This is a genomic window from Candidatus Margulisiibacteriota bacterium, from assembly GCA_041661965.1.
Lineage (GTDB): Bacteria > Margulisbacteria > WOR-1 > O2-12-FULL-45-9 > XYB2-FULL-48-7 > XYB2-FULL-45-9.
The window spans coordinates 200,280-224,350 of sequence record JBAZTH010000001.1; the positions used below are offsets into that span (position 1 = coordinate 200,280).

Here is a 24,071-nt window from a genome sequence, read left to right on the forward strand (position 1 = left end):
ACCCCCTCCCTTGACGATAAGTATATGATGGACAACAACGTCGGTTCCAACGTTTAATCTGCTGCCGATCCACGGCTTTCATTCCGTTTGTATTCCCAAACAACAGGAGAAAAAAATGAATATATTGAATAAAATTGGTGAATGTTTAAAAAACAATGAAAGAACGGTTAAAATTGTTGCTTTATTGTTGGTTATTGTCTCATTTACGATCCTTAAATCGTCAGGTAAAGAGAGTAATATGTACGCGATGGTCTTTTCCCATAAATATCATGTATTTTATGGTGGGTCGGCGACTTCGACCGCTTATAACTCAATACCCAACCAGACCGATAGCACCCCCTGGACCACCGCCATGGGGACTAAATGCCGGGAAGGGGTGGTTGCTTCGAATTTCCTCCCCCTTGGGACCAAGGTCATGATCAAAGGGTTTGGGAACCAGATTTTTGTGGTTGAGGACCGGATGCATAAACGGTTTAGCGATCGGATCGACGTCTGGTTCCGGAGTTACGGTGACGCGGTTAAGTACGGAAAAAGAGACGTTGAATTTTATATCGTGAAGTCGTAATCAGTTGCCCTCCGGGATGACCGGAGGGCTTTTTTTTGTCATTAAAATAGGGTATTATCCTCTTAATGGAGCTAAAATTAGAACAATTAAGAAAAATACTCTCCGAAATGGGACGGGTTGTGGTTGCCTATTCTGGTGGAATTGACAGTTCTCTCCTCCTCAAAGAGGCACTCCAATTAGGGCCTGAAAATGTCCTCGCGGTGATAGCCGAATCGCCGACTTATCCCCTGGAAGAGCTGACCGCCGCGATTGTTTTGGCTGATCAAATTGGCGCGGAGTGCCGCCAGATCAAGACCGAAGAGTTCAGCGATGAAAATTTTCTTTGTAATTCAAAAGAGCGCTGTTATTTTTGTAAAAAAGAATTATTTTCCAAACTGCGTCAATTGGCCATGGAAAAAGGATATGAACATGTCGTTGACGGGTCGAATTTTGATGACCTGGGAGACTTTCGGCCTGGGAGCCGGGCGAAAGGGGAGTTCGGGGTCCGCAGTCCTTTGCAAGAGGTGGGTTTGACCAAAGCGGAGATTCGCCAGCGGGCTAAACAGCTAGATTTGCCCAACTGGGACAAGCCATCTTTGGCTTGCCTATCATCGAGGATCCCTTATGGAACAAGGATCACGCCGGAGATCATCGCGCAGATCGGCCGGGGAGAGCAATACTTAAAAGAAAAAGGTTTTGGCCAGGTCAGAGTGCGGCATCATGGTTCGATCGCCCGGATCGAGCTGGAACAGGAGGAGATCCCCAAGGTCATGGAAGAAGGGGTGATGCCGGAGATCACTAAATACTTTGAACAGCTCGGGTATTTCTACGTGACCCTCGACCTCAAAGGCTATCGGACCGGCAGTCTTAACGAAAACCTCTAAAATCAGCGACCTCGTATACTTGACAAAATAAGTCAAGTAAGTTAGTATTTTATTATGAAGCTTTCAACCAAGAGCCGCTATGCCGTAACCGCCTTGTTTGATCTGGCGACCAATGCCAATGGGGAGCCGATCCAGGCGAAAACTATTTCCAAGAGGCAGGGGATTGCCCTGAACTATCTTGAACAGTTACTGTTGAAATTAAAAAAAGCCGGTATAATTAAGACCGTCAGGGGACCGGCTGGCGGTCATTATCTGGCTAAGGAACCGGCGAAGATCAGTGTTGGGGAAGTGATCCGGGCGACCGACGGTCCGATCAAACTGGCCAGCTGCGTTTCTTCCCGGGTCCACTGCACTGGCGGAGGATGCTGCTCAACCCGTAACCTTTGGCATAATTTAAGCAAAAAAGTGGCATTGTTGTTTGACCAGACCACTCTGGCTGACCTTTGTCCAAAGGAGAAAAAATGAACAGAATATACTTTGACTATGCCGCTACTACTCCGACCGATCAGCGGGTCGTGACCGCCATGCTGCCGTACTTTAACGAGAAATTCGGCAATCCCTCCTCGATCCACAGTTTTGGCCAGGAAACCAGGAGCGCCGTCGAAAAAGCCCGCGAACAGGTCGCTAAGTTGATCGGCGCTAAACCGGCGGAAATTGTTTTTACTTCCGGCGGGACCGAAGCCGACAATCACGCTTTAATCGGGGTCGCTTTTGCCAACGAAAAACAGGCGGATCACCTCATTATTTCCGGGATTGAACATCACGCTGTTACAGAATGCGCCGATTTTCTGAAAAAACGGGGCTTTCGGGTAACCGTCTTGCCGGTCGATAAATACGGCCTGGTCGATCCGGCTGAAGTTGCCAAAGCGATCGAAGCCAAAACGATCCTGGTCTCCGTGATGCATGCCAATAACGAGATAGGAACGGTTCAGCCGCTGGCCGCGATCGCCAAAGTTATTAAAGAACGGAAGGCGGCCCTCGGTACCAAAACCTACTTTCATACCGACGCGGTCCAGACTGCCGGACACCTGCCGATCAATGTTGACGAGCTCGGCGTTGACCTGTTATCGATCTCCGCTCATAAACTTTACGGCCCGAAAGGGGTCGGCGCTTTATACATCCGTAAGGGGACCCGCTTGACCAGTTTCCTCCATGGCGGCGCGCAAGAAGGGGGGAAACGGGGTTCGACCGAGAATGTCCCCGGGATCGTTGGGTTTGGCGTAGCGGCCGAGATAGCCCTTCAAGAGATGGACGATGAAGACGCCAGGGTCGCTAAATTGCGCGATAAATTAAAAGACGGCTTGCTGGCCAGGATCCCGGAAAGCCAGCTTAACGGTCATCCGCTAGAGCGCCTGCCGAACAACCTGAATATCACGATCAAATATGTCGAAGGGGAATCGATGCTCCTTAGCCTCGACATGGAGGGGATTGCCGCTTCGACCGGCTCGGCCTGCAGTTCTGGCTCGCTGGAACCGTCGCATGTTTTGCTGGCGATCGGCCTGCCGCACGAGCTGGCGCATGGCTCGATCCGTTTTTCCCTGGGAAAATACACGACCGAAGCGGAAGTCGACCGGGTCCTGGAAGTCTTTCCGCCGATCGTGGAGCGTTTGCGAAAAATGTCGCCATTGTACACTTGTAAATAAGAGGAGGAATAATATGGCCAGTAATTATAGTGAAAAAGTGATGGAGCATTTCCGCCATCCCCGGAACGTCGGGGAGATGGAAAATCCGGATGGTATCGGCAAGGTCGGCAACCCGACCTGCGGCGATATCATGGAGATGTACATTAAAGTGAAGGACAACGTAATTACCGACGTTAAGTTCAAGACCTTTGGCTGCGGGGCGGCGATCGCCACCTCTTCCATGTCGACCGAGATGATCAAAGGGAAGACGATCGAAGAGGCGCTGAAGTTGACCAACAAAGCGGTCGCGGAAGCGCTGGACGGCCTGCCGCCGGTTAAAATGCACTGTTCCGTTCTGGCGGAAGAAGCGGTCAAGGCGGCGATCGACGATTACCTAAAGAAGACGACCGGCCAAGGGCTCCCCGGTTTTAAACCGTCGGACGAACCGATCTGCGGCCATTAATAGGTCTTGTTCAGCCAAGCGATCAACCGATCATGATGACTGGTCGTTCTGAAGTTTCCCCACTGGCAGGTAATGGCCTCCACTAAGCGTTCTCTTTCTCCGGCGGTCAAAGGCTGGAGATTGGAAATTACGCATTTTGCCGCCTCTTTAAGAACGTAATCGATCTCGTTGCTAAACCAGTTCGTTCTGCCGTCCATTTGCGCGATTTTTTTGGCGATCTTCGCCAGGAGAGGAAGCCGCTCCGCGGTCGGGAGTGTTTTCGCGTAAGCGGCAAAATCGTCAGAGAGCAATTCAAGCGCGATCGTATGATGATCGTCATAAAGATGCGGCTCGACGAATCTTTCCATCTGGAGCGCAAAACGCTGGCTCGGCGATTCGATCGAGCGTGAGAGGCGGACTGCCATGACTATCGCGTCGGCGCGCAGATAGCCGTTGATCGCCTGGATCCTGGCTTTGTCTCGTTCCGCCGGCGTCGGCAGTTTTGCCAGCAAGCGGTTGAACTGGTGATTCGCTCCCGGAGCGCCGCTGCCGCGTAATTTATTGATCATGATATACTTATATCTATGGAAAACACCCTAAATTTCAAGGGAAACAGGAAAACGGCGGTTATTGCCATGTCCGGCGGAGTCGACTCCTCCGTGGCGGCCGCTTTGCTGATCGAGCAGGGGTGGAGACTGATCGGCGTGACGATGAGCCTTTATTGCTCGACCAAGGGGTCGGACCGGAGCTGCTGTTCGGCCGAAGCGGCGATCGATGCCCAAAAAGTGGCGGCCAAACTGGGGATCCCGCACTACGTCGTCAACTTTAAGAGCGAGTTTGAACAAACGGTTATCCAAAACTTTATCGATGAGTATAAGAACGGCCGGACCCCCAATCCCTGCGTCCGCTGCAACCAGTTCCTGAAGTTCAACCTTCTGATGCGGAAAGCGCGCGAGCTGGGGGCGGAATATGTAGCGACGGGGCATTACGCCAGAGTTAGGGGCTTTAAACTTCTCAAAGGGAAAGACCAGAAGAAAGACCAGTCGTATTTTCTTTACCGGCTGACGCAGGACCAATTGGCCCGCACACTTTTCCCGTTAGGGGAGATGACCAAAGAAGAGGTTCGGGCTAAGGCGAGGGCGCTGGGTTTAGCGGTCGCCGAGAAGAAAGAGAGCCAGGAGATCTGTTTTATCGAAGATGACGACTACGCCCGTTTTATTCGGGAAAAGGTTCCCGAAGCGGTCAAGCCAGGACCGATCCTCGATTCCGCCGGACATAAAGTCGGGGAGCATGAAGGAATCGCTTTTTACACTATTGGCCAGCGGAAAGGGATCGGAGCGCACCGTGAGCCGCGTTATGTAATTGGCCTCGACCGGGCGCAAAACGCGGTCATTATCGGGACAAAGGAAGAGACTTACGGAACGGTTTTATCCGCAGACGAAGTCACTTTTGTGTCAGGGGAGCCCCCTAGCCAAATAGAAGCGAAAATACGTTATAATGCTAAAGCGGCCAAGGCAACGATCAGCGATTTGGGGAATGGGACGGTCAAGGTCAGCTTTGCCGAACCGCAATTAGCGATCACCCCCGGTCAATCGGTCGTTTTTTACCAAGGAGAGGAAGTAATCGGTGGCGGAATCATTAGTCGAAAAGATCAATAAGCTCAAAACCCTGCGCCAGGCGGTCATTCTGGCCCACAACTACCAGCCGGGGGAGGTCCAGGATGCGGCCGATTATGTCGGCGATTCGCTTGGCCTGTCGATCGAAGCGTCCAAGGCAACCGCCCGGGTCATTGTCTTCTGCGGCGTCGATTTTATGGCCGAGACTGCCGCTATCCTTTCGCCGGATAAAACTGTCTTGATCCCGGAGAGCAACGCCGGCTGTCCGATGGCCAACATGATCGACGCGGAAAAATTGCGCGCTTTAAAAACCGAACATCCCGGCGTGCCGGTCGTTTGTTACGTTAACTCCAGCGCCGCGGTCAAAGCGGAATCGGATATCTGTTGCACTTCCGCCAACGCCGTCGCGGTTGTCCGTTCCTTGCCGGATAAAGAGATCATTTTTGTGCCTGATAAATTTCTTGGGCTCAACACCCAAAAAGCGGTGCCGGAAAAAAAGCTGGTCCTTTTTCCCGGCTATTGCCCGACCCACGCCAAGATCATGCCGCAACAGGTTCTTGAAGCCAAAAGGCAAAGGCCGGAGGCCAAGGTTTTGGTCCATCCGGAATGCCGCCCCGACGTCGTCGCGCTGGCCGACCAGTCCCTTTCAACCGACGGGATGCTGAAGTACGTTAAGAACTCGCCGGACCGGGAATTTATTATCGGAACGGAGATCGGGATCATCCACCGTCTGAACAAGGAAAATCCCGGTAAAAACTTTTATCCGGTGACCGATCTGGCGGTTTGCCCGAACATGAAAATGACCACGTTAGAAAAAGTTCTCTGGTCGCTGGAAGACATGAAGACGGTCGTGAAAGTTGATGAAACGGTCAGGGTCAAAGCGGAGCAGGCTATCTTGCGGATGCTGGCGGTAGGCCGGCAGGATTGATCCCGAGCGAACGAAGTGAGTCGAGGGGTTAATGAATGCCGGTCAGTGACGGGCCGCTTTCGTCTTTACGGCTCGCTTTGGTCCGTTTCCGCCGCAAACCACGTTCCACCAACTCATAGATCTCTTCCATCAGGAAGGGCTTGCGCAGATATTCCAGCGCGCCGAGGGTAATGGCGTTGGCGTGCGACGATTCGGTCGCGTAAGCGGTCACGATAATAACTTCGATCGCGGGATCGAGCTCTTTAAGTTTGCGCAGGACTTCCAACCCGTCCATTCCGGGGAGCTTGTAATCGATAAAGGCGAGGTCGAACTTTCCTTTTTCGATCCCGGCGAGGGCGGTGGGGCCGTCGGGGAAGGTGGCAACATCATAATCCTTGATCTTCAGGATCATTTTGAATGATTCCAATACCGATGGTTCATCGTCGACAACCATGATCTTAACGTTTTCTGGCAAGTTACTCTCCCCCTTCTATGAAATCCGGCTGTCATTTTAGCATCAGGAGACGATTATTGCAATAAAAATTCGGTTGTGTTATTCTAAATAAGGACGATAAAACAGGCCGGGGTAGCTCAGTTGGTTAGAGCGAGGGACTCATAAGCCCTAGGTCGCCAGTTCGATCCTGGCCCCCGGCATGGATACTTAATATGAAAGATAAAACTTTGGCCGTCTTGTGCTACCTGACGTGGGTCCCTTCGATCTACCTCGTTTTAACCGAGAAGCACAGCGAGTACCTGAATTATCACGCCCGCCAGGCGCTTCTTCTCTGGACGATCATTTTTGTGGTCTTTTTTGCCGCCCGGATGATCGTTAATTCGATCTGGCTGGTTTTTTATGTTCCTCATCTCGAGGTGATCGAAACTTCGGTCGGCTTCGCTTCCTTTATTTACGCCGCTTACTGCGCCAGGCGCTGTTATCTTGGGGTCCCCTTTACTATTCCTCATTAAGGAAGGACGGCAATGATCAAAGACGAATTTTTAGATGCGATCGCGGAATACCAGATGTTTTCACCTGGCGAAACGGTCGTGGTGGCGGTTTCCGGCGGACCGGACTCCTGCGCTTTGCTTAGCCTGCTCAACGAATATAAAGAACAGCTTGGGCTCTCTCTCCATGTCGCGCACTTAAACCATCTGCTCCGTAAGAACGACGCCGAACTCGACGTCCGGTTCGTGGAAGGGTTGGCCCAGAAAATGGGCCTGCCGATCAGTGTCGAGGCGCGCGACGTGGCCGCCTTGGCGTCAGCCGAGCGGCTGGGGATCGAAGCGGCGGCCAGGCTCGCCCGCTATGACTTTTTTGAGCGATTGGCCGATAAGATCGGCGCCCAAAAAATTGCCGTCGGGCATACCGCTGAAGATAATATCGAGACCTTTCTGATGCGTCTCCTGCGCGGCTCCGGCTTGAAGGGGCTCTGCAGTATTCCGGCCCGGCGAGGGCGGATCGTCCGCCCGCTGATCAAGGTTTGGCGCCGGGAAGTGGAAGACTACGTCAGCGCCTTAAAAATGATCCCCCGCCGCGACTACACCAACTACGAATCGAAATACATGCGCAACAGCATCCGCCTGAAATTGGTTCCCCAGCTTAAGCTTTACAACATGAACATCAAAGAGATCTTACTGCAGACGGTCCTGATGCTCAATGAAGACCGTTATTATCTGGAGAGCGAGACCGAAGAGCTGATGGCCAAGATTATCCTGGAAGAGAAAGAGGGGCTGGTAAGGCTCAACCTGACCAAATTGTTCGAATATCCGCTGGCGATCAAGCGTCATCTTCTTCGTTTGGCGATCGAAAAAGTCAAAGGAAACCTCACCGAACTTTCCTTTAATCATGTCCGCTCGATCATCGACCAGCTTCCCACGGCTAAAAAGTGGGAGCTTCATCTTCCCGACGGGATCATGGTCTACGGCGATGGGATGAACCTGACGGTCAGTCGGGAGCGCCTGAAGATGGAAAAGATCGAACCCTTCCGCTACGCGGTCCTGGTCCCCGGCGAGACGACGATCCCGGAGATCGGGCGGCTGGTCCGGGCGACTGAAGGAGCCGCTCTTGGTCCGGCCGGCCCGGAGGTCGCCTACGTGGACCAAGATTCGCTCGGTCGGGATATTATCGTCAGAAATAAGCTTCCCGGCGACCGGTTCCAGCCCCTTGGTTTGGCCGGGACGAAAAAACTTCAGGATTTTTTAGTCGACGAGAAGGTTCCCCAGGAGAAACGGGACGCCGTACCGGTCTTTGAGAGCGCCGGCCGGATCATCTGGTTGGGGGAGCTGCGCCTCGATGAGCGCTCGAAAGTGACCGCGACTACCCGGCGGATCTTAAAACTGGAGCTGGTAAAAAATGGCTAGAATTATAGAAATAAATAACGCGGCCGAAGCGGCCGAAGAATTGGCCGTGCTGGGAGTTGAGCCGGCCGGGATCAGGATTATGGCCCCGAAGGCGGCTTTCCGGGTGCTTAAGATCGGCGCGCTTCGTCCGGTAGCGGCCAACATTTTGAAGCAGGAGAGCCTCTCTTACGGCGCGGAAGCGGCGACCGCTTACGGTTCGATCAATCATTCGGTGAAAACGACCGGGGTCCTCCTTTTTGGGACCATTCGCCAGCTCCTGTCCATCGCTAAAAAACTGAAGGCTCACCAATTTGGCCTCCCCGCGGTCGGCGCGGAGATTGAAAAGGTCCTGACCGCCGTCGATCGTCCGCTCCCGGCGCTTTCGATCGGCAAGCGGACCTTTCATTTCGGTCGACGGACGTTTATCATGGGGATCGTTAATGTCACGCCGGATTCGTTTTCCGACGGCGGCTGCTTCAGCGACCCGGCCGCCGCGGCCGCGCGGGCGGAAGCCTTGTTCGCGGCCGGGGCCGACCTGATCGATATCGGCGGCGAATCGACCCGGCCGGGGTCAAGGACCGTTCCAACCAAGACCGAGATCGCCCGGGTCGTCCCGGTGATCAAAAAGCTGGCGGGGAAAATGCCCCTGTCGGTCGATACCCGGAAAGCGGCGGTTGCCGCCGCGGCTCTGGAGGCGGGGGCTGATTTCGTCAACGATGTCAGCGGCTTTCGCTTCGACAAAAAAATGGCGGCGGTTGTTGCCAAATATAAAATACCGGTCTGCGTCATGCATTCCAGCGGGACCCCGCGCCGGATGCAGGCCAACCCTAAATATAACGACTTAATGGGAGAGATAATCGCTTCTTTGGAACAAAGCCTTGAAATCGGGTTAAATGCTGGTATACTACCTGATAAATTTGTGATCGATCCCGGCCTCGGTTTCGGCAAGACCCTGGATCATAATTTAGAGATCGTGCGGCGGCTCAAGGAGTTGAAAAGCCTGGGGCGGCCGATCCTGATCGGACCGTCGCGCAAATCGCTGATCGGCCAGGTCCTGGCGCTTCCCCCGACGGAGCGGCTCCTAGGGACGGCGGCGGTGACCGCGCTGGCGGTCCAAAACGGGGCCGACATCGTCCGGGTCCACGACGTCAAAGAGATTAGCCAAGTCGTTAAAATGGCGGATTCAATCGTTAGGAGGAAATGACCATGAAGAAAGCGGCCAAGAAACCGGCTAAAAAACCGGTCAAGAAAAAGGCCCCGGTTAAAAAGGCGAGCGTCAAGAAGGCGCCCAAAAAAGGCGGATTGGTGATGGCTTATCTCGGACTCGGCTCCAACGTCGGCGACCGCGAGGAATATGTCGAACAGGCGGTTTTCCTGCTGGAAAAGAACCCGTACATCCAGGTGACCAAACGTTCGGCCAATTACGAGACCGAACCGGAGGGGAACAGCGAACAGCCGAAGTTCATTAACGCCGCGGTCGAGATCCGGACCAAACTCGCCCCACAGAAATTGCTTGATGTCTGCCAGGAGATCGAAGCGGCGCTCGGCCGGGAACGGGAACTCGAGTGGGGTCCGCGGACGATGGACATCGACATCCTTTTGTATGACGAGATGATCGTTTCCGACGACAACCTGCAAATCCCCCATCCGCTGATGCACGAGCGGCTCTTCGTTTTGAAACCGCTCAAGGAAATCGCCCCGCGCTTGATCCATCCGGTGCTGGAAAAAACGATCGAGATGATCTACGACGAGAAAAAAGCGGAGCACGGCGATACCTACGATGACGAACTCCCCGGGTTTAAAGAAATTAAAGGGGCGAACCTGGACGATTACGAACGCTGGTAGAGGAAAAATCTTGCAGCATAAAGCTTTAAGCTTACAGCTGTAAGCTTAAAATTATGGCAATTATCGTAACCAAGAATGCTGGGGAAACAATTGTTCTGGGAACACGGATCGGTTCGATTCTTCAAGCTAACGATTTGATTGCCCTGACCGGGACCCTGGGAGCCGGGAAGACTACCTTGATCCAGGGGATCGCGGCTGGCCTGGGGGTCAAGGATTACGTTACTTCGCCGACCTTTATTATTATCAATGAGTACCAAGGGCGCTTACCGCTTTACCATTTCGACCTCTACCGGCTGGAAGACCTTGGCTCGATCGAAGAGCTGGGGGTTGAGGAATATTTTCAGCGGGGCGGGGTCTGCCTGATCGAGTGGGCGGAGCGGATGACCGAGCTTTTACCGGCGAAAAGAGAAACGATCGAGATCAAACTGATCGATGAAAATGAGAGGGAAATATGCGTCTCCTCGGGATTAGCAGCGCGACTAAAGTAGTCAGTATCGGCCTGATCGACGAGACCAAGGTTTTGGTCGAAACGACCGTGGCCGGCGCCCAGTCGGAACGGGTGATCTTCTACGTGAAAGAAGCGGGGATCGAACCGGAACAGCTCGAAGCGGTCGCCGTGGCGATCGGTCCCGGTTCTTATTCGGGCTTAAGAGGGAGCGTCACCGCCGCCAAATCGCTGGCCCAGGCTTTAAATATTCCGATCGTGGGGGTCAATACCCTGGAAGCGATCGCTTATAATCTGATCGACATCGAAGGGACGATGGCGGTCGTCCTCGATGCCCGGGCCGACGAGTACAACTTCGCTTTATTCAGCGCCAAAGGCGGAAAACTCCAGCGGGTGACCAATGATCTGGTGGTTAAACTTGACGCCTTGGTTGAAAAATTAAAGAAGATCATCGGTCCGCTTCATTTAGTCGGTAATATTAACGGCTTGAAGGAGCGGGGGTTAGGTGAGAATTTCTTTTTTGCTGAAGAGGCTCACTCTATTCCTTACGGTCTAAATGTCGCCCGGCTGGGGCTGGAGAAGATCAGGAACGGAGAGCGGGCTGATCTGCTTAAGCTGGCGCCTCATTATTCCCACAAACCGAATATCCGCGAGTATCATGATTGAGATAATTCCCTTGAAAGAAAAAGAGATCGCCCAGGTCGTGGCGATCGAGGCGAAATGTTTCCGTTTCCCGAAACCGGAATCGATCTTCCGCGAGGATGAACATAAGTATCTGGTCGCGAAAGACGGCAATAAAGTGGTCGGCTACATTGGGATCGAGAAGGTCATCGACGAGACCCATATCATTAACATGGCGGTCGATCCCGATTACCGGGGGCAGGGGATCGCGAAACGTCTGATGCAGCATGTCTTAAACGACGAAGATGTCTTTTTCCTGGAGGTCAGGGCTTCCAACGAGACGGCGAAAAGCGTTTACGAACGGTACGGTTTTAAAGTGATCAGTACCCGGAAACAGTATTATCCTGATAACGAAGACGCCCTGGTCATGAGGAGGATCCCATTTGAGTGAGCTGGTTTAGGATTTCCGCTTTCTTGGCTTCGATCTTGGCTCGAATTTGTTCGGCTTCTTCCGAAGTTCTCGCGACGACCACGTAGTCTTCGATAAAAGCTTTGCTGGGATCAAGCCCCGCGCCGGAGACTTTAATGCCTATTCTTTCCAATAAATAAAAGGGGATAAATTTAAGGCTGACTTCCCGCGCAAAAATATCCGGCTCATCAGGAATTATTGGCGTCGGCGGGAGCAGAATTTCCGGGCAATCCGGCAGGGAACACAGGGTGGTTATAAATTTCTCTTCTTCGTGACGGTTGGCTGTCTGGCAAACTAACATCAAATCAAGATCGCTGTTCGTTCTGGCTTGGCCGCGGGCGGTGCTGCCGAATACAATAACTGCCCTGATATTTGGGGCTTGCCCGGCAGCCAAAAAATTGCGGACCAAGTCGATTCTTTTTCTTGATAGTTCTGGCGAAGCGGAAGTTGCGGGAGAAACGGGCTGGTTTGCTGTTTTTTCTTCTTGAGGAGGAACGCCAAGCGCAATGACATTCCCCCCTCCCAAACCGACATAATTACCGGCCGGGTCATAATCACAATCCGAGACCATTACGCAGCCTTTTGACACAAGTTCCCGATGCGGCTTGAAAATTTCTTCGGTTTCAGTTGTTCCGATAATTGGTCTGCCCAAGCCGATCTCTTTATTCCCCTCGACAAAATAAACCCTTAAGTCAAAGTGACGTCTTAATAGAGAGGCCAAAGCGGTGCCAAATAGTTTTACCGCGAGGGGATCGACACTGGTCGCAATCTCGATCTTTCCCTGGCCATTTACCAATATTTTGTCGAAATTATCTCGCCAACTGGTAGGGCCGTTTGTATTCAGATAAACCAAGCTAGCGTCACGGCAAAAACTAAAAAAAGTACCATTATTTTCATGTGCCATTTCAAACGGCTTCCAGAGGTTGGGTTCCCGCACGATCTCCCATGTTTTACCGTTAATATCTCGCGTCTCGACCTCTCCCAAAATAGAAAGGGGAATTGGAGCCCGAGTGATGCGCGCTGATTCATCCTGATCAGAGGCCCGGACAACCCGATTCGAGCGGTCCCAATGGATGACTCCCAGCTCATATCCGCGGCAAGCCGGGAGCCGGTCGTGTTGCCACTGGGGATGTAATGTCTGCTGCGATCCGTAACCTTTCCTGTAGATAATTTGGATATTCATAGAATTTATCACTGCTCTTATTTATCGTTGGCTGTACTGGTTGATTTCACTTTTTCGGCTATTTTTTCATGTTATAATTTCAATAATGAACAAATTTTTAACCGAGTTGAAGAAGCGGATTCTAGTCATCGACGGCGCCATGGGGACCCAGCTGATGGAGCGGGGGATCCGGCCGGACGATTGCTTTGACGCCCAAAACCTGAAAAACCCGGAAGCGGTTTATGCCGTCCATAAAGCTTACGCCGAGGCGGGGGCCGACATTCTCGAAACGAACACCTTTGGCGCCAACCGGATCAAACTGGCCGAGTATGGTTTAGCCGATAAAGTAAAAGAGATCAATGAAGCGGCGGTCAAACTGGCCAGACGGGCAATTGGAGAAAATGGTTTTGTTTGCGGTTCGATTGGGCCGATCGGCCAACTTTTGGAACCGATGGGAGGGCTGACTTTTGACCAGGCGGTTGAAACCTTTGCCGAGCAGGCCAAAGCGCTGGCCGAGGCCGGAGCTGACCTTATTTGCCTGGAGACGATCTCCGACCTGCAGGAGATGCGCGCCGGGGTGATCGCGGCCAAAAGCGTGACTAGCCTGCCGATCATCGCCAGCATGACTTACGACGAAGGGGAGACGACGGTCTCTGGCACGACGCCCGAGGCGGCGGCCGTTGTCCTGCAAGCTCTTGGGGCCGATATCCTTTCCGCCAACTGTTCGGCCGGTCCGGAAGGACTGCTCAAAGTTGCCGAGAGATTGTTGAAAGTGACCAACCTGCCGGTCATGATCATGCCGAACGCCGGAATGCCGGTCTTGGAGAACGGTAAAGCGGTCTACAAGATGACCCCGGAAGAATTTGCCAAACATCTGACGAAAGCCTTCAAACTCGGCATTAGTATCGTCGGTGGTTGTTGCGGCACGAACCCTAGGCACATAAAAGCGTTGAAGACGGCCCTCACCCCCGACCCCTCTCCCTCTGGGAGAGGGGTGGAGCGTAGCGACGGGGTGAGGGCTGTTCGTTTTTCCAGCCGGACCAAGATGATCGCGCCGGACGGTTTTATCGCCGTCGGGGAGAAGATCAATCCGACCGGACGGAAACTCTTCCGGGAAGAGCTCAAGGCGGGTAAATTTAAAATTGTTCGGGCGGAAGCGGAGAACCAGACCAAACATGGGGCGACTCTGCTTGACGTCAACGTTTCGGTCGCTAAGATCGACGATGTCGCCGCGATGAAACAGGCGGTGATCATCGCGTCGACCGCTTCGCAGCAGCCTTTGTCGATCGACAGCCCCAATCCGGCGGCGCTGGAAGCCGGGCTGAAAGCCTTTTGCGGCCGGGGGTTGGTCAATTCAGTTAATGGTAAAGAAGAAAGCCTGAAAACAATTATTCCGCTGGCGAAAAAATACGGCGCCGCGCTGATCGGCCTGGTCCTCGACGACCAGGGGATACCGGAAACCGTCGACCAGAAAGTGGCGATCGCCGGGAAGATTATCAAAGCGACCGACGCGGCCGGGATCCCGCGCGATCAGGTCTTTATTGATAATCTGGCGATGACGGTCGGGGTCGGGATCAAAGGAGCGTTGGACACTTTGGCCGCTATCCCGATCGTTAAAGAGAAGTTTGGCGTCAGGACGATCCTGGGGGTGAGCAATGTTTCGCATGGGATGCCGAACCGCTCTAAACTTAATAATCTCTATTTGAAACTCTGCCTGCTTAATGGCCTTGATGCCGGGATCGTCGATATTACCGATCCGGCGACGAAAGAGGCGATTGAATTTGCCGCCAAGATAAAAGGGAAGGCTAAGGCGGAGGCCGAGGTTAAGTTGCTTGAGGAATTTAAGCGAGCGGCGGAGGAGAAGGGGGAAGCGGAACAGCGGGATACGAGCGCCAGCGCGGTTAAGCAGTATCCGGAAACGCTCGGCGGGATCGAAGCGGCGGTGATCGAAGGGGACAACGAGATAGTTGTCGATCTGACCGCAAAACTGCTGGCTAAAGGCGAAGCGCCGCAAAAGATCATCGATCAGGCGCTGGTCAAAGGGATGGAAAAGGTCGGGAAAGACTTCTCGGCCAAGAAAATCTTTCTGCCGCAAGTCATGGCTTCGGCCGAAGCGATGAAGGCCGGTTTCGCGATCTGCAAGGAACGGATCCCGGCGGGGGAAGTCAGGAAGGTCGGCAAGGTTATTTTGGCGACGGTCAAGGGGGATGTCCACGATATCGGCAAAAACATCGTCAAAATGATGCTGGAGAACCACGGGTTTGAAGTCCTGGATTTGGGGAAAGATGTTCCGTCCGAGACGATCCTGATCACCGCAAAACGGGAAAAGCCAAACGCCATCTGTCTTTCCGCTCTTCTGACGACGACGATGGTCGAGATGGAGCAGGTCGGCAAAGAGCTGAAAAAAGCCGGGCTTGATATTCCGATCATGGTTGGCGGGGCGGTCGTGACCGACGATTATGCCGAAGAGATCGGGGCCTTCTACAGCGCCGACGCGGTCGGGGCGGTTGACTTGGCGAAAAGATTGATCAAAAAGATCGGTTAATTAGTCGTTAGACATCTTAGTTAGCAATTGGTAAAATTAGGCCGTTCAAACGGGAGGGACATAATGGACAGGTTCAAGATCCTCGTTTTGATCACGGTCCTGCTTGTTGGCGCCGCTTTCGGCTGGTATTTTTACCAGCAGAAGCACAACGGGAAGTTGACCGCCTCCGGCACGATCGAAGGGACCGAAGTGACGGTCAGCAGTAAAGTGACCGGAAAAGTTTCCGTGATCCTGGTCGACGAAGGGTTGACCGTCAACGAGGGGGATGTTCTGGCTTCGATCGAAGCCGAAGAATTGGGGGAAGCCCTAAAAAGCGCCCAGGCCCGCTACAAGATCGCCAAAGATGATTTAGATCGCAGCCAACAGCTCTACCGCGATCGGATGATCAGCCAACAGCAGTACGAAGGGGCCGGGTCCTCCCTTGATATCGCCGCTGCCGCGTTGGAAATAGCCAGGCTCCAAGTTGAGAATACCACCATCACCGCGCCGATCTCCGGAATCGTCCTGGTCAAAGCGATCGAGCGGGGAGAACTGGCGACGATCGGTTCGCCGATCGCCACCCTGGCCGACCTGACTAAAGTCAAACTGACCGTTTACTTGCCGGAACAAAACATCGGTCAGGTTAATTTGGGCGAAGAAGTGAAAATATCGGTCGATTCTTTTCCCGGCGCAATCTTTGCCGGTCGGGTCGTTTATATCTCGGACCGGGCTGAATTTACCCCTAAATCGATCCAGACCAAAGAGGAGCGGACGACCCAGGTCTTCGCGATCAGGATCGAGATCCCCAACCCGGAACTTAAACTTAAGCCCGGGATGCCGGCGGACGCCGAGTTTCCATGGACTTCGCGATAACGACCAGCGGCCTGACAAAAAAATTCAACGGGCTGACCGCGGTTTCAAGCCTTGATCTGCAGGTTCGCTCCGGCGAGATTTTCGGCTTGGTCGGTCCCGACGGGGCCGGCAAGACCACCACTTTGCGGATGCTCTCGACCGCCATGGAGCAGTCGGATGGCGAGGCGCTGATCCTCGGCCTTAACGTGAAGACCGACGAAGAGCGGATCCGCGATAAGATCGGTTACATGCCCCAGCGTTTCAGCCTTTACCCCGATTTAACGGTTGATGAGAACATCGATTTTTACGCCGAGATCTACCAGGTGAAAAAAAGCGAGCTTCTGCCCCGCAAAAAACGATTGCTGGAATTTACCAACCTGGCGCCGTTCATCAAACGGCGCGGGGGCCAGTTGTCCGGCGGGATGCAAAAGAAGCTGGGCCTGGCTTGCAACCTGATCCACACGCCGGAAGTTCTCTTCCTTGATGAACCGACGACCGGGGTCGATCCAATCTCCCGGCGGGAGTTCTGGCGGATCCTTTACGGCTTGAGCGGCGTGACCATTATAGTTTCGACTCCTTACATGGACGAGGCGGAACGCTGTAATCGGGTCGGCCTCATCCGGGAAGGGCGGCTGCTGGTCTGCGACACCCCGGCGGAAGTTAAGCGCCGGGCCGGGGCCAAGACTTTGGAAGAGGCTTTTATCAATCTGGTTGAGGGGGCCGCGAAATGAGCGGCCCGGCGATCGAAGTCAAGGGGCTAAGCAAAAGATTCGGTTCTTTTACAGCGGTCGACACCATCAACTTTGACGTTAAGAAAGGCGAAATTTTCGGCTTCCTTGGGCCGAACGGCGCCGGTAAGACGACGACGATCCGGATGCTTTGCGGCTTGGTGACGCCGACCGGGGGGGAGGGGTTGGTTGGGGGGCTGGATATCCGGCGGCAGGGGGAAAAGATCAAGGAAAATATTGGCTATATGTCGCAGAAGTTTTCCCTTTACGATGACCTGACGGTCGGCGAGAACATCGATTTTTACGCCGGGATCTATCAGACTAAAAAAGAGACCCGGGCGGCCAAGAAGCGGTCGATTGTCGAACAGGCCGAACTGATCGGCAAAGAACGAGTTTTGACCGCGAATCTGGCCACCTCCATTAAACAACATTTGGCGCTGGGGTGCGCCCTGATCCATGAGCCGAGGATCGTTTTTCTCGACGAACCGACCGCCGGCGTCGATCCGCTTTCCCGGCGCAAGTTTTGGAATATTATTGATAATCTTTCCGCTCAAGGAGTGACGACGCTGGTCACCACCCATTACATGGACGAAGCGGAACGCTGCGATCGGATCGCTTTGATCAGCGATGGTCGGATCATCGCCTGCGATACGCCGGCGAAGCTGAAGAGCACGGCGATGAAAGGGGTGCTCCTGGAGATCGAGTGCGACGACGTCATGGCGGGGTTGGAGGTCATAAGGGGGCGGCCGATAATCCTCGACCTGACCCTCTACGGACTTTTTCTCCACGTCGTGGTGGAAAAAGAGAGCCAGGGGGCCGAATTGCGTGAAGTTTTGGTTAAAAATAAGATCGAGGTCCGGCGGATCGAGAAGATCATCCCGTCCTTGGAAGATGTCTTTGTTTTTATGGTCGAAGAGCAGGCCAGAAATAAAGCGCGGGGGGCCGGGCAATGATCAAACGATTGCTGCCGATCATGAAAAAGGAGTTCCGGCACCTGATCCGCGATCCGCGTTCGCTGGCGATCACGTTTTTTATGCCGGTCGTTCTGCTTTTCCTCTACAGCTACGCGGTCTCCTTTGACGTTAAGAACATTCCGACGGCGGTCTTCGACCAGGACCGGACCCCGGTCAGCCGCGATTTTATCGCCCGTTTCGCCAACAGCGGCTATTTCAATATTGAAGAATATTTGACCTCGGCCGGACAGTTCGGCGACCGCCTGGATCGGGGGCAAACCAAAGTCATCATTAATATCCCGCCCCGGTTCGGGGCCAAAGTCCAGGCGGGGGAAAAGGCCGAACTTCAGGTCTTGGTCGACGGGGCCGACCCGACCTGGGCCTCGTCGGCGATCGGTTACGTCAACGGGATCGCGCTGGAGTATTCCCAGGGCTTGATCGCTCCGATCCTGATCAAGCGGGGGATAAGGGGGCGGCTTGCCCAGCCGATCGAGCTGGTCTCGCGGATCTGGTACAACGAAACATTGCGCAGCCTCAATTTTTATCTCCCCGGCCTGATCTGTATCATTTTAATGCAAATGGCGGCGATCCTGACCTCTTTGACCATTGTTTCCGAAAAAGAACAGGGGACGCTGGAAGGGTTGGTGGTCAGTCCGGTCCGGAAAAACGAACTGATGCTGGGTAAAGTCATCCCTTACGTCGTCATCGCTTTTTTTGATATCATGATGATCACCGCCCTCGGGGTCTTTTGGTTCAAAGTCCCGCTCAAAGGCGATTTTTTTCTGTTGATCGTCAGTTCCTTCATTTTTCTGGTCGGCGCCATGGCGATTGGCGTCATGGTCTCGACGATCGCCAAGACCAGCCAGGAGGCGATGCAGGTCGCGACTTTCGCGACGATGCTTCCGTCGCTGCTCCTGTCCGGTTTTATTTTTCCAATTGAAAATATGCCCTGGCTTCTTCAGGGGATATCGTACCTGATACCGGCCCGGTACTATTTGCGCATCCTGCGCGATCTTTTCCTTAAAGGGGTCGGGATAAGCTCTTTTTGGCCCGACCTTTTGGGGCTGGCCGTTCTTTCGTTCGTTTTTATGTTTATCAGTGTCCGGCTTTTTAAAAAGAGGATTGAATGATGTTCGACGGCCGTTTGTTCCATTTCATCAAAAAAGAATTTATCCAGCTGCTGCGGGATCCGCGCATGCTTTTTGTCGCCGTCATGTCCCCGCTCGTCCAGCTGACCGTTTTCGGCTACATCGCTTCGCTCGACATCAAGCATATCTCGACCGCGGTCTTTGACGAGGACCGCTCCGTCTACAGCCGGCAATATCTCGACAGCTATAAGAACTCCGGTTATTTCGACCTGAATTATTACGTCGATGATCAGCGGACGATGGTTTCGCTGCTTGATGACGGGCGCGTCAAACTTGCCCTGCGCGTGCCGCCCGGTTTCGGCCGGAAGGTGGTCCGGGGAGAGACGGCGGCCGTCCAGGCCGTTCTCGACGGCTCGAACTCTTCGACCGCCGCGGTCATTCAGGGGTACATCGGCCAGATCAATTTTAACAACGTCGCCGCGATTCTGGGCCGGCGTTACGGTCTGTCGCCCGGCGATCTCGAGCCGGTCGACTTGAACCAAAGGATCTGGTACAACCCGGAGCTGAAAAGCCGGAATTACATGGTCCCGGCCTTGTTCGCGCTGGTCCTGATGATGATCAGCATGATCCTGACTTCCAATTCGATCGTTAAGGAAAAGGAGCACGGAACGATGGAGATGCTGGCGGTCACGCCGCTCCGCTCCTATGAATTGATCCTTGGCAAGATCCTGCCGTTCGCGATCGTTTCTTTCCTCGATATTTTACTGGTCTTCCTGGTCGTGACTCTCTGGTTCGGCATTATGTTGAAAGGGAGCGTTTGGCTTCTCTTTGCTCTGGCGACCTTGTTCATGGCGACCAACCTGGGGCTTGGGGTTTTTATTTCCACCGTTTCCCAGACCCAGCGCCAGGCGATGATGACCATTACTTCCGTCATGGCGCCGCAATTCATTCTGTCCGGGTTCGTTTTCCCGATCGCTAATATGCCGCCGGTCGTCCAGGCGATAACTTATCTGGTTCCGTTAAGATATTTTCTGGAGATCGTTCGCGGGTTATTTCTGAAAGGAGTCGGCTTTTCATATTTGTGGAATGATGTTTGGCCGCTCTTTGTCTTTGCCGTGGTCATTCTCGGCTTAAGCATCGTCCGCTTCAAAAAAAAGATAGAATAATTGCATTTAACGGTCAATATTGTAAAATAATGATATTATGAGAAAGACAATCGGATCTTCTTTCGTTCTTGTCCTGGTTCTTGTCCTGGCGGCGCAGGGCTTGACCCTGAAAGAGAGCCTCGACCTGGCGAACAGGAACAATCCAACGGTTATCGCCGCCCAAAAGAAACAAGCGGCGGCCGGCGCTAAGCTCGGCCAGGCGACCGGCGCTTTTTTGCCGACCATTAAATTAGACGCCAATTACAGTAAATCATATACCCAGCCGTCGCTTATCCAGTTCACCGTCCCAACCTCAACGGGTTCGGTAACGCAGTCGTTCACTTCCGGCACCGATTCGACCGTTACTTCGAACAGCTGGACCGCTTCGCTTAACCAGCCGCTTTTTGTCGCCGCTCTCTGGCCGGGTTTGAGTTTGGCCCGGAAAGGGGTTGAGTTGGCCGATGAGGAATTGAAAAAAGTCCAGCTGGAGTCGGCGTTCAACGTCACGCAATCCTATTTCGGTGTTTTGAAAGCCGAAAAGTTCGTAAAACTTTCGCAGGAGTCAAAAGAGATGGCGCAGTCCCATCTTAATCAGGTCAAGGCGATGTTTTCGGCCGGGGTCGCCACCCGGGCCGATCTGCTGCGGGGCGAGGTCCAACTCGCTAATACCGACGTCAGCCTGACTAAAGCAAAAAACGGCCTGGAACTGGCCAAAGACGCTTTCAACAACGCTCTTGGCCGCGATTTGGAGCAGACTGTCGCGCTGGAAGACGGGTCATTGTCGGGCGCGATCGCTGCGCTTCCTGAATACCAGGACCTTTTTAAGCTGGCGCTGGCTAACCGGCCGGAGTGGCGCCAGTTCCAGTTGAACAAAAAGATCGTGGAAGAAACTTTGCGGATCTCGCAAGTTGAATACTACCCGACCATTTTTCTGGTCGGCCAGATCGGTAACCGGGGGATGGAATACCCGGGTTATAATTCTTCGGTCAATTCCTGGTCGGTTGCCGGGGTCGGTTCCTGGGCCCTTTTTGACGGTTTCGGCCGGGAGAACCGGATCAAGGAAAACGGCGCCAATCTCGAGGTCCAGACCGCCAATGAAGATCAGTTCAGGAGCGGGCTCGCCCTGGAAGTCCGCGATATTTATTTGACCATTAAGAGCGCCCTGGAAATTATCAATTCGGCCGAAAAGGCGGTCACTTCCGCGGCGGAAAGCTACAAAGTTTCGGCCTCCCGCTATAATTCCGGGGTCGGGACGAATATCGAAGTTCTCGACGCTCAAGTTGCCCTGACCCAGGCGAAGATCAATCATCTTCAATCCTTATTCGACCTGGAGATCGCGAAAGCTAAACTAAATAAAATAGTCGGAAGAGAGGTTGTGCTATGAAAAAAAACCGCCGTTGGTTATGGTTGATCCTGATCGTGATCGTCGTTTTGATCGGCTGGCGAGTCGCCGCTAACTGGCTGAACCGCGATGTTGTTTCCGTCAAGGCCGCGCCGGTCGCCCTGACTTCGATCGAAGAGATCATCGCGGCCAGCGGAACGGTTGACGCGCCGATCTATGAGCTGGGAACAAAAATCGGGGGGAAGCTCTCAAACTTAAAGGTTAAAGAGGGGGATCGCGTGAACAAAGGCCAGTTGTTGGCCGAATTCGACAGTTACGAGCAGGCCCGGAACGATTTTGAGCGGACCCGCCAGCTTTACAAAGACGGGGCGGCCAGCAAACAGGCTTACGATGCCGCCAAAACAATGTTCGACGCTTCGCGGATCGTCGCGCCGAACAAGGGGGTCGTGGCCAAGATCGATTATCGGGAGGGGGAAACGGTCGTTCCGGGACAGCCGGCGATTGTCGTCGTCAATTACGATAATTCCTGGGTTGAGGCCCAGATTGACGAGATCGATATCGCCAACGTTAAGATCGGCGATCAGGTCAAGATCTTTTCCGATGTCTACGCCGCCAGAAATTTTCTGGGGGAGATCTACTGGATCGCTCCTTTGGCCGAACTGCGCCGGGTCGGCGGCCGGATCAAAATGGACGAAGAGTCTTATGTCTTTCCCTGCAAGATCAAGTTCCTGAACGGCCACGAAGAGCTTAAGGCCAATATGACCGTTAACGTTGAGATCGTGACCCGGGCCAAAAGTTCGGCGGTTGTCGTGCCGCGCGAAGCGTTGCTTAGCCGTGATGACGCGCAGTATGTTTTTACGGTCAAAAATAACCGAACTTACGAGAACAAGATCGTGATCGGCCTCCGTTCCTATACCAGCGTCGAAGCGATCAGCGGCGTTCTGGCGGGGGACAAGGTTGCGATTACCAACGTAGCCAAGTTGAAAAACAAAGGCAGGGTTAAGATTGAACAATGACGCGGTCGTCACGATAAATAACGTCACCAAAACCTATCTGATGGGGAAGGTCGAGGTCCGGGCCCTGCAGGGTATCAGCCTGGTGGTAAAGAGAGGGGAGTTTCTTTCGATTATGGGACCGTCCGGCTGCGGCAAGTCGACGATGATGCACATTGTCGGCTGTCTTGACCGGCCGACGACCGGCAGAGTTCTTTTAGATGATATCGATATTAATAAGCTTGATGACAACAGCCTAGCCGAGATCCGCAACAAGAAGGTTGGCTTTGTCTTTCAAACTTTTAACCTCCTCCCTAAACTGAACGCGGTCGAGAACGTGGAATTGCCGCTGATCTATGCCGGTCTAAAGCCTGATGAGCGGCGGGAAAGAGCTTTGGAACTTTTAGAGATGGTCGGGCTTAAGGAGCGAGCTTTCCATCGGCCTCCGGAAATGTCGGGGGGGCAGAGCCAGCGGGTGGCGATCGCCCGGGCGCTGGCCAACAATCCCTCGATCATCATGGCGGACGAGCCGACCGGCAATCTTGATTCCAAAAGCGGCGAAGAAATTATTCATCTGTTTAAGGAATTGAACAATAAAGGGATCACTTTGATCATGGTGACCCATGATCAGGATATCGCGAACTTCAGCAAAAGGATCATCCGTTTAAAAGACGGCTTGGTCGTGGCCGACGAAACAGTCCGATGATCAATTTGATCGAGCCGTTCAAACTTGCCAGCCAATCGCTTCTTTCCAATAAACTTCGAACTATCCTGACGACAATGGGTGTGGTTATCGGAGTCGCGGCGGTCATTACCCTGGTTTCGATGGGCGAAGGAGCCAAGAGCTATGTTCTTAACCAGATCAGCGGCTGGGGAGTTGGATCCAATAGCATTACCTTACAACCAGGCGAAGGTTCCGGGACCGCCGTTCCGGAGCTGACCTTAACCTACGGTGATATGATCGCGATCCGGGACCGGGTCAAAAAGATCCAATATTTGATGCCGGAAATCGTCGGTCGGGGCCGTCTAAAATACGGGAATAAGGAGTACACCCCGGGCTATACCCTGGGGGTTTCCCAAGATTATCCCTTTGCTTACAAACAAAAAGCGGTCGAAGGGCGCTTTTTTTCTTTAGCGGAAGATAACGGCCGTAAAAGAGTGGCGGTGATCGGTAAAACCGTTGTCCGCAATTTATTTGGTAATTTTTCCCCGATCGGCGAGAAGATCAAGATCAACGGCGTCGGCTATATCGTCATCGGGGTGCTGGAAGAAAAAGGGGCGATGTTAACTTATGACATGGACGATATGGTGTTGATCCCTTCTTCGCTGGCGGAGCTGACCCTTGGGACCAGCAAGATTTGGGAAATGATGATCACGACCAACGAAGATAAAGACGTTCCGGAAGTGATGGCGGAGATCGAAAAACTGCTTCTGGCCCGGCATCGGAAGATCGATTTTCACATGCATACTCAAGCCGGCTTGATCGACATCACCACCAATATTCTTAACGCTCTGACCGGGATCGTCAGCGCGATCGCGGCGATCTCCCTTTT

The 24,071-nt window shown here is 53.5% G+C and carries 26 protein-coding genes, 1 tRNA gene and 1 pseudogene; 25 read left to right on the forward strand and 3 right to left on the reverse strand.

Features of this window, described 5'->3' with window-relative positions:
* Nucleotides 1-115 precede the first annotated feature (115 nt).
* The 5 genes from WC772_00810 (at nucleotide 116) to nifU (ending at nucleotide 3,513) form a co-directional block, all read left to right on the forward strand.
* Nucleotides 116-565 (forward strand): 3D domain-containing protein, encoded by a 450-nt coding sequence (locus WC772_00810; protein ID MFA6169298.1) that lies wholly within the window; start codon nucleotides 116-118, stop codon nucleotides 563-565.
* Between the two features lie 65 nt (nucleotides 566-630).
* Nucleotides 631-1,428 carry an ATP-dependent sacrificial sulfur transferase LarE gene (gene larE, locus WC772_00815; protein MFA6169299.1) on the forward strand — a complete coding sequence of 266 codons (798 nt, stop codon included), beginning with the start codon at nucleotides 631-633 and terminating at the stop codon, nucleotides 1,426-1,428.
* Between the two features lie 54 nt (nucleotides 1,429-1,482).
* A complete protein-coding gene (locus WC772_00820) occupies nucleotides 1,483-1,893 on the forward strand; it encodes an RrF2 family transcriptional regulator (GenBank protein ID MFA6169300.1) in 411 nt (136 codons plus the stop codon).
* Entirely contained in the window at nucleotides 1,890-3,071 is a 1,182-nt protein-coding gene (gene nifS / locus WC772_00825; GenBank protein MFA6169301.1) for a cysteine desulfurase NifS, read from the forward strand. Before WC772_00820 ends, nifS begins: the two co-directional genes overlap by 4 nt.
* Before the next feature lie 13 nt (nucleotides 3,072-3,084).
* Nucleotides 3,085-3,513 (forward strand): Fe-S cluster assembly scaffold protein NifU, encoded by a 429-nt coding sequence (gene nifU, locus WC772_00830; protein MFA6169302.1) that lies wholly within the window; start codon nucleotides 3,085-3,087, stop codon nucleotides 3,511-3,513.
* Here nifU and WC772_00835 read toward each other — a convergent pair.
* Complete coding sequence (locus tag WC772_00835; GenBank protein MFA6169303.1) at nucleotides 3,510-4,061, reverse strand: hypothetical protein; 552 nt, start codon at nucleotides 4,059-4,061, stop codon at nucleotides 3,510-3,512. The genes nifU and WC772_00835 overlap by 4 nt on opposite strands.
* Nucleotides 4,062-4,076: 15 nt before the next feature.
* Between WC772_00835 and mnmA the strand changes: the two genes are divergently transcribed.
* A complete protein-coding gene (mnmA, locus tag WC772_00840) occupies nucleotides 4,077-5,150 on the forward strand; it encodes a tRNA 2-thiouridine(34) synthase MnmA (protein ID MFA6169304.1) in 1,074 nt (357 codons plus the stop codon).
* Nucleotides 5,119-6,036, forward strand: a complete 918-nt coding sequence (gene nadA, locus WC772_00845) for a quinolinate synthase NadA (protein MFA6169305.1) — start codon at nucleotides 5,119-5,121, stop codon at nucleotides 6,034-6,036. The genes mnmA and nadA overlap by 32 nt, the downstream gene beginning before the upstream one ends.
* Before the next feature lie 28 nt (nucleotides 6,037-6,064).
* Here the strand turns inward: nadA and WC772_00850 are convergent, their stop codons facing one another.
* A complete protein-coding gene (locus WC772_00850) occupies nucleotides 6,065-6,490 on the reverse strand; it encodes a response regulator (GenBank protein ID MFA6169306.1) in 426 nt (141 codons plus the stop codon).
* A gap of 105 nt (nucleotides 6,491-6,595) precedes the next feature.
* Between WC772_00850 and WC772_00855 the strand changes: the two genes are divergently transcribed.
* The 8 genes from WC772_00855 (at nucleotide 6,596) to rimI (ending at nucleotide 11,714) form a co-directional block, all read left to right on the forward strand.
* Nucleotides 6,596-6,669 (forward strand) — tRNA-Met (locus WC772_00855).
* Nucleotides 6,670-6,681: 12 nt separating this feature from the next.
* Nucleotides 6,682-6,981 carry a hypothetical protein gene (locus WC772_00860; GenBank protein MFA6169307.1) on the forward strand — a complete coding sequence of 100 codons (300 nt, stop codon included), beginning with the start codon at nucleotides 6,682-6,684 and terminating at the stop codon, nucleotides 6,979-6,981.
* A gap of 12 nt (nucleotides 6,982-6,993) precedes the next feature.
* On the forward strand, nucleotides 6,994-8,373 hold the full coding sequence (gene tilS, locus WC772_00865) for a tRNA lysidine(34) synthetase TilS (GenBank protein MFA6169308.1): 1,380 nt from the start codon (nucleotides 6,994-6,996) through the stop codon (nucleotides 8,371-8,373).
* The gene (gene folP / locus WC772_00870) at nucleotides 8,366-9,556 is read left to right on the forward strand and encodes a dihydropteroate synthase (protein ID MFA6169309.1); all 1,191 of its coding nucleotides are present in this window, start codon (nucleotides 8,366-8,368) and stop codon (nucleotides 9,554-9,556) included. The genes tilS and folP overlap by 8 nt, the downstream gene beginning before the upstream one ends.
* 2 nt (nucleotides 9,557-9,558) lie before the next feature.
* Nucleotides 9,559-10,197, forward strand: a complete 639-nt coding sequence (folK, locus tag WC772_00875; protein ID MFA6169310.1) for a 2-amino-4-hydroxy-6-hydroxymethyldihydropteridine diphosphokinase — start codon at nucleotides 9,559-9,561, stop codon at nucleotides 10,195-10,197.
* Between the two features lie 53 nt (nucleotides 10,198-10,250).
* Complete coding sequence (gene tsaE, locus WC772_00880) at nucleotides 10,251-10,685, forward strand: tRNA (adenosine(37)-N6)-threonylcarbamoyltransferase complex ATPase subunit type 1 TsaE (protein ID MFA6169311.1); 435 nt, start codon at nucleotides 10,251-10,253, stop codon at nucleotides 10,683-10,685.
* Nucleotides 10,649-11,308: a tRNA (adenosine(37)-N6)-threonylcarbamoyltransferase complex dimerization subunit type 1 TsaB gene (gene tsaB / locus WC772_00885; protein ID MFA6169312.1), complete on the forward strand. Its 660-nt coding sequence runs from the start codon at nucleotides 10,649-10,651 to the stop codon at nucleotides 11,306-11,308. The genes tsaE and tsaB overlap by 37 nt, the downstream gene beginning before the upstream one ends.
* A complete protein-coding gene (gene rimI / locus WC772_00890) occupies nucleotides 11,301-11,714 on the forward strand; it encodes a ribosomal protein S18-alanine N-acetyltransferase (GenBank protein MFA6169313.1) in 414 nt (137 codons plus the stop codon). The genes tsaB and rimI overlap by 8 nt, the downstream gene beginning before the upstream one ends.
* Here the strand turns inward: rimI and WC772_00895 are convergent.
* Complete coding sequence (locus WC772_00895) at nucleotides 11,689-12,636, reverse strand: nucleotidyltransferase domain-containing protein (protein MFA6169314.1); 948 nt, start codon at nucleotides 12,634-12,636, stop codon at nucleotides 11,689-11,691. The two genes, rimI and WC772_00895, sit on opposite strands and share 26 nt — an antisense overlap.
* Before the next feature lie 364 nt (nucleotides 12,637-13,000).
* Here WC772_00895 and WC772_00900 point away from each other — a divergent pair, with 364 nt between their 5' ends.
* The 10 genes and pseudogenes from WC772_00900 to WC772_00945 all read left to right on the forward strand — a co-directional run bounded on the left by WC772_00900 (nucleotide 13,001) and on the right by WC772_00945 (nucleotide 23,931).
* Nucleotides 13,001-15,439 carry a homocysteine S-methyltransferase family protein gene (locus WC772_00900; protein MFA6169315.1) on the forward strand — a complete coding sequence of 813 codons (2,439 nt, stop codon included), beginning with the start codon at nucleotides 13,001-13,003 and terminating at the stop codon, nucleotides 15,437-15,439.
* Between the two features lie 63 nt (nucleotides 15,440-15,502).
* A complete protein-coding gene (locus tag WC772_00905) occupies nucleotides 15,503-16,291 on the forward strand; it encodes an efflux RND transporter periplasmic adaptor subunit (protein ID MFA6169316.1) in 789 nt (262 codons plus the stop codon).
* Nucleotides 16,276-17,001 carry an ABC transporter ATP-binding protein gene (locus tag WC772_00910; GenBank protein ID MFA6169317.1) on the forward strand — a complete coding sequence of 242 codons (726 nt, stop codon included), beginning with the start codon at nucleotides 16,276-16,278 and terminating at the stop codon, nucleotides 16,999-17,001. The genes WC772_00905 and WC772_00910 overlap by 16 nt, the downstream gene beginning before the upstream one ends.
* Nucleotides 16,998-17,951: an ABC transporter ATP-binding protein gene (locus WC772_00915; GenBank protein ID MFA6169318.1), complete on the forward strand. Its 954-nt coding sequence runs from the start codon at nucleotides 16,998-17,000 to the stop codon at nucleotides 17,949-17,951. The genes WC772_00910 and WC772_00915 overlap by 4 nt, the downstream gene beginning before the upstream one ends.
* Nucleotides 17,948-19,081 (forward strand): ABC transporter permease, encoded by a 1,134-nt coding sequence (locus WC772_00920; GenBank protein MFA6169319.1) that lies wholly within the window; start codon nucleotides 17,948-17,950, stop codon nucleotides 19,079-19,081. Before WC772_00915 ends, WC772_00920 begins: the two co-directional genes overlap by 4 nt.
* Complete coding sequence (locus WC772_00925; GenBank protein MFA6169320.1) at nucleotides 19,081-20,205, forward strand: ABC transporter permease; 1,125 nt, start codon at nucleotides 19,081-19,083, stop codon at nucleotides 20,203-20,205. The genes WC772_00920 and WC772_00925 overlap by 1 nt, the downstream gene beginning before the upstream one ends.
* A 37-nt stretch (nucleotides 20,206-20,242) precedes the next feature.
* Complete coding sequence (locus WC772_00930) at nucleotides 20,243-21,568, forward strand: TolC family protein (protein ID MFA6169321.1); 1,326 nt, start codon at nucleotides 20,243-20,245, stop codon at nucleotides 21,566-21,568.
* The gene (locus WC772_00935) at nucleotides 21,565-22,542 is read left to right on the forward strand and encodes an efflux RND transporter periplasmic adaptor subunit (protein ID MFA6169322.1); all 978 of its coding nucleotides are present in this window, start codon (nucleotides 21,565-21,567) and stop codon (nucleotides 22,540-22,542) included. The genes WC772_00930 and WC772_00935 overlap by 4 nt, the downstream gene beginning before the upstream one ends.
* A 40-nt stretch (nucleotides 22,543-22,582) precedes the next feature.
* Nucleotides 22,583-23,224, forward strand: a complete 642-nt coding sequence (locus WC772_00940) for an ABC transporter ATP-binding protein (protein MFA6169323.1) — start codon at nucleotides 22,583-22,585, stop codon at nucleotides 23,222-23,224.
* Nucleotides 23,221-23,931, forward strand: a pseudogene (locus tag WC772_00945) (ABC transporter permease). Before WC772_00940 ends, WC772_00945 begins: the two are co-directional and overlap by 4 nt.
* Nucleotides 23,932-24,071 lie beyond the last annotated feature (140 nt).

Coding starts and splice junctions, on each gene's coding strand:
- WC772_00910 (MFA6169317.1), top strand. CDS start 16,276: ATGGACTTCGCGATAACGACCAGCGGCCTGACAAAAAAATTCAACGGG.
- tsaE (MFA6169311.1), top strand. CDS start 10,251: ATGGCAATTATCGTAACCAAGAATGCTGGGGAAACAATTGTTCTGGGA.
- WC772_00940 (MFA6169323.1), top strand. CDS start 22,583: ATGGGGAAGGTCGAGGTCCGGGCCCTGCAGGGTATCAGCCTGGTGGTA.
- WC772_00810 (MFA6169298.1), top strand. CDS start 116: ATGAATATATTGAATAAAATTGGTGAATGTTTAAAAAACAATGAAAGA.
- WC772_00920 (MFA6169319.1), top strand. CDS start 17,948: ATGATCAAACGATTGCTGCCGATCATGAAAAAGGAGTTCCGGCACCTG.
- WC772_00925 (MFA6169320.1), top strand. CDS start 19,081: ATGTTCGACGGCCGTTTGTTCCATTTCATCAAAAAAGAATTTATCCAG.
- WC772_00930 (MFA6169321.1), top strand. CDS start 20,243: ATGAGAAAGACAATCGGATCTTCTTTCGTTCTTGTCCTGGTTCTTGTC.
- nifS (MFA6169301.1), top strand. CDS start 1,890: ATGAACAGAATATACTTTGACTATGCCGCTACTACTCCGACCGATCAG.
- larE (MFA6169299.1), top strand. CDS start 631: ATGGAGCTAAAATTAGAACAATTAAGAAAAATACTCTCCGAAATGGGA.
- WC772_00935 (MFA6169322.1), top strand. CDS start 21,565: ATGAAAAAAAACCGCCGTTGGTTATGGTTGATCCTGATCGTGATCGTC.
- folK (MFA6169310.1), top strand. CDS start 9,559: ATGAAGAAAGCGGCCAAGAAACCGGCTAAAAAACCGGTCAAGAAAAAG.
- WC772_00820 (MFA6169300.1), top strand. CDS start 1,483: ATGAAGCTTTCAACCAAGAGCCGCTATGCCGTAACCGCCTTGTTTGAT.
- WC772_00915 (MFA6169318.1), top strand. CDS start 16,998: ATGAGCGGCCCGGCGATCGAAGTCAAGGGGCTAAGCAAAAGATTCGGT.
- tilS (MFA6169308.1), top strand. CDS start 6,994: ATGATCAAAGACGAATTTTTAGATGCGATCGCGGAATACCAGATGTTT.
- tsaB (MFA6169312.1), top strand. CDS start 10,649: ATGCGTCTCCTCGGGATTAGCAGCGCGACTAAAGTAGTCAGTATCGGC.
- WC772_00900 (MFA6169315.1), top strand. CDS start 13,001: ATGAACAAATTTTTAACCGAGTTGAAGAAGCGGATTCTAGTCATCGAC.
- nifU (MFA6169302.1), top strand. CDS start 3,085: ATGGCCAGTAATTATAGTGAAAAAGTGATGGAGCATTTCCGCCATCCC.
- WC772_00895 (MFA6169314.1), bottom strand. CDS start 12,636: ATGGCACATGAAAATAATGGTACTTTTTTTAGTTTTTGCCGTGACGCT.
- WC772_00860 (MFA6169307.1), top strand. CDS start 6,682: ATGAAAGATAAAACTTTGGCCGTCTTGTGCTACCTGACGTGGGTCCCT.
- folP (MFA6169309.1), top strand. CDS start 8,366: ATGGCTAGAATTATAGAAATAAATAACGCGGCCGAAGCGGCCGAAGAA.
- WC772_00905 (MFA6169316.1), top strand. CDS start 15,503: ATGGACAGGTTCAAGATCCTCGTTTTGATCACGGTCCTGCTTGTTGGC.
- WC772_00835 (MFA6169303.1), bottom strand. CDS start 4,061: ATGATCAATAAATTACGCGGCAGCGGCGCTCCGGGAGCGAATCACCAG.
- rimI (MFA6169313.1), top strand. CDS start 11,301: ATGATTGAGATAATTCCCTTGAAAGAAAAAGAGATCGCCCAGGTCGTG.
- mnmA (MFA6169304.1), top strand. CDS start 4,077: ATGGAAAACACCCTAAATTTCAAGGGAAACAGGAAAACGGCGGTTATT.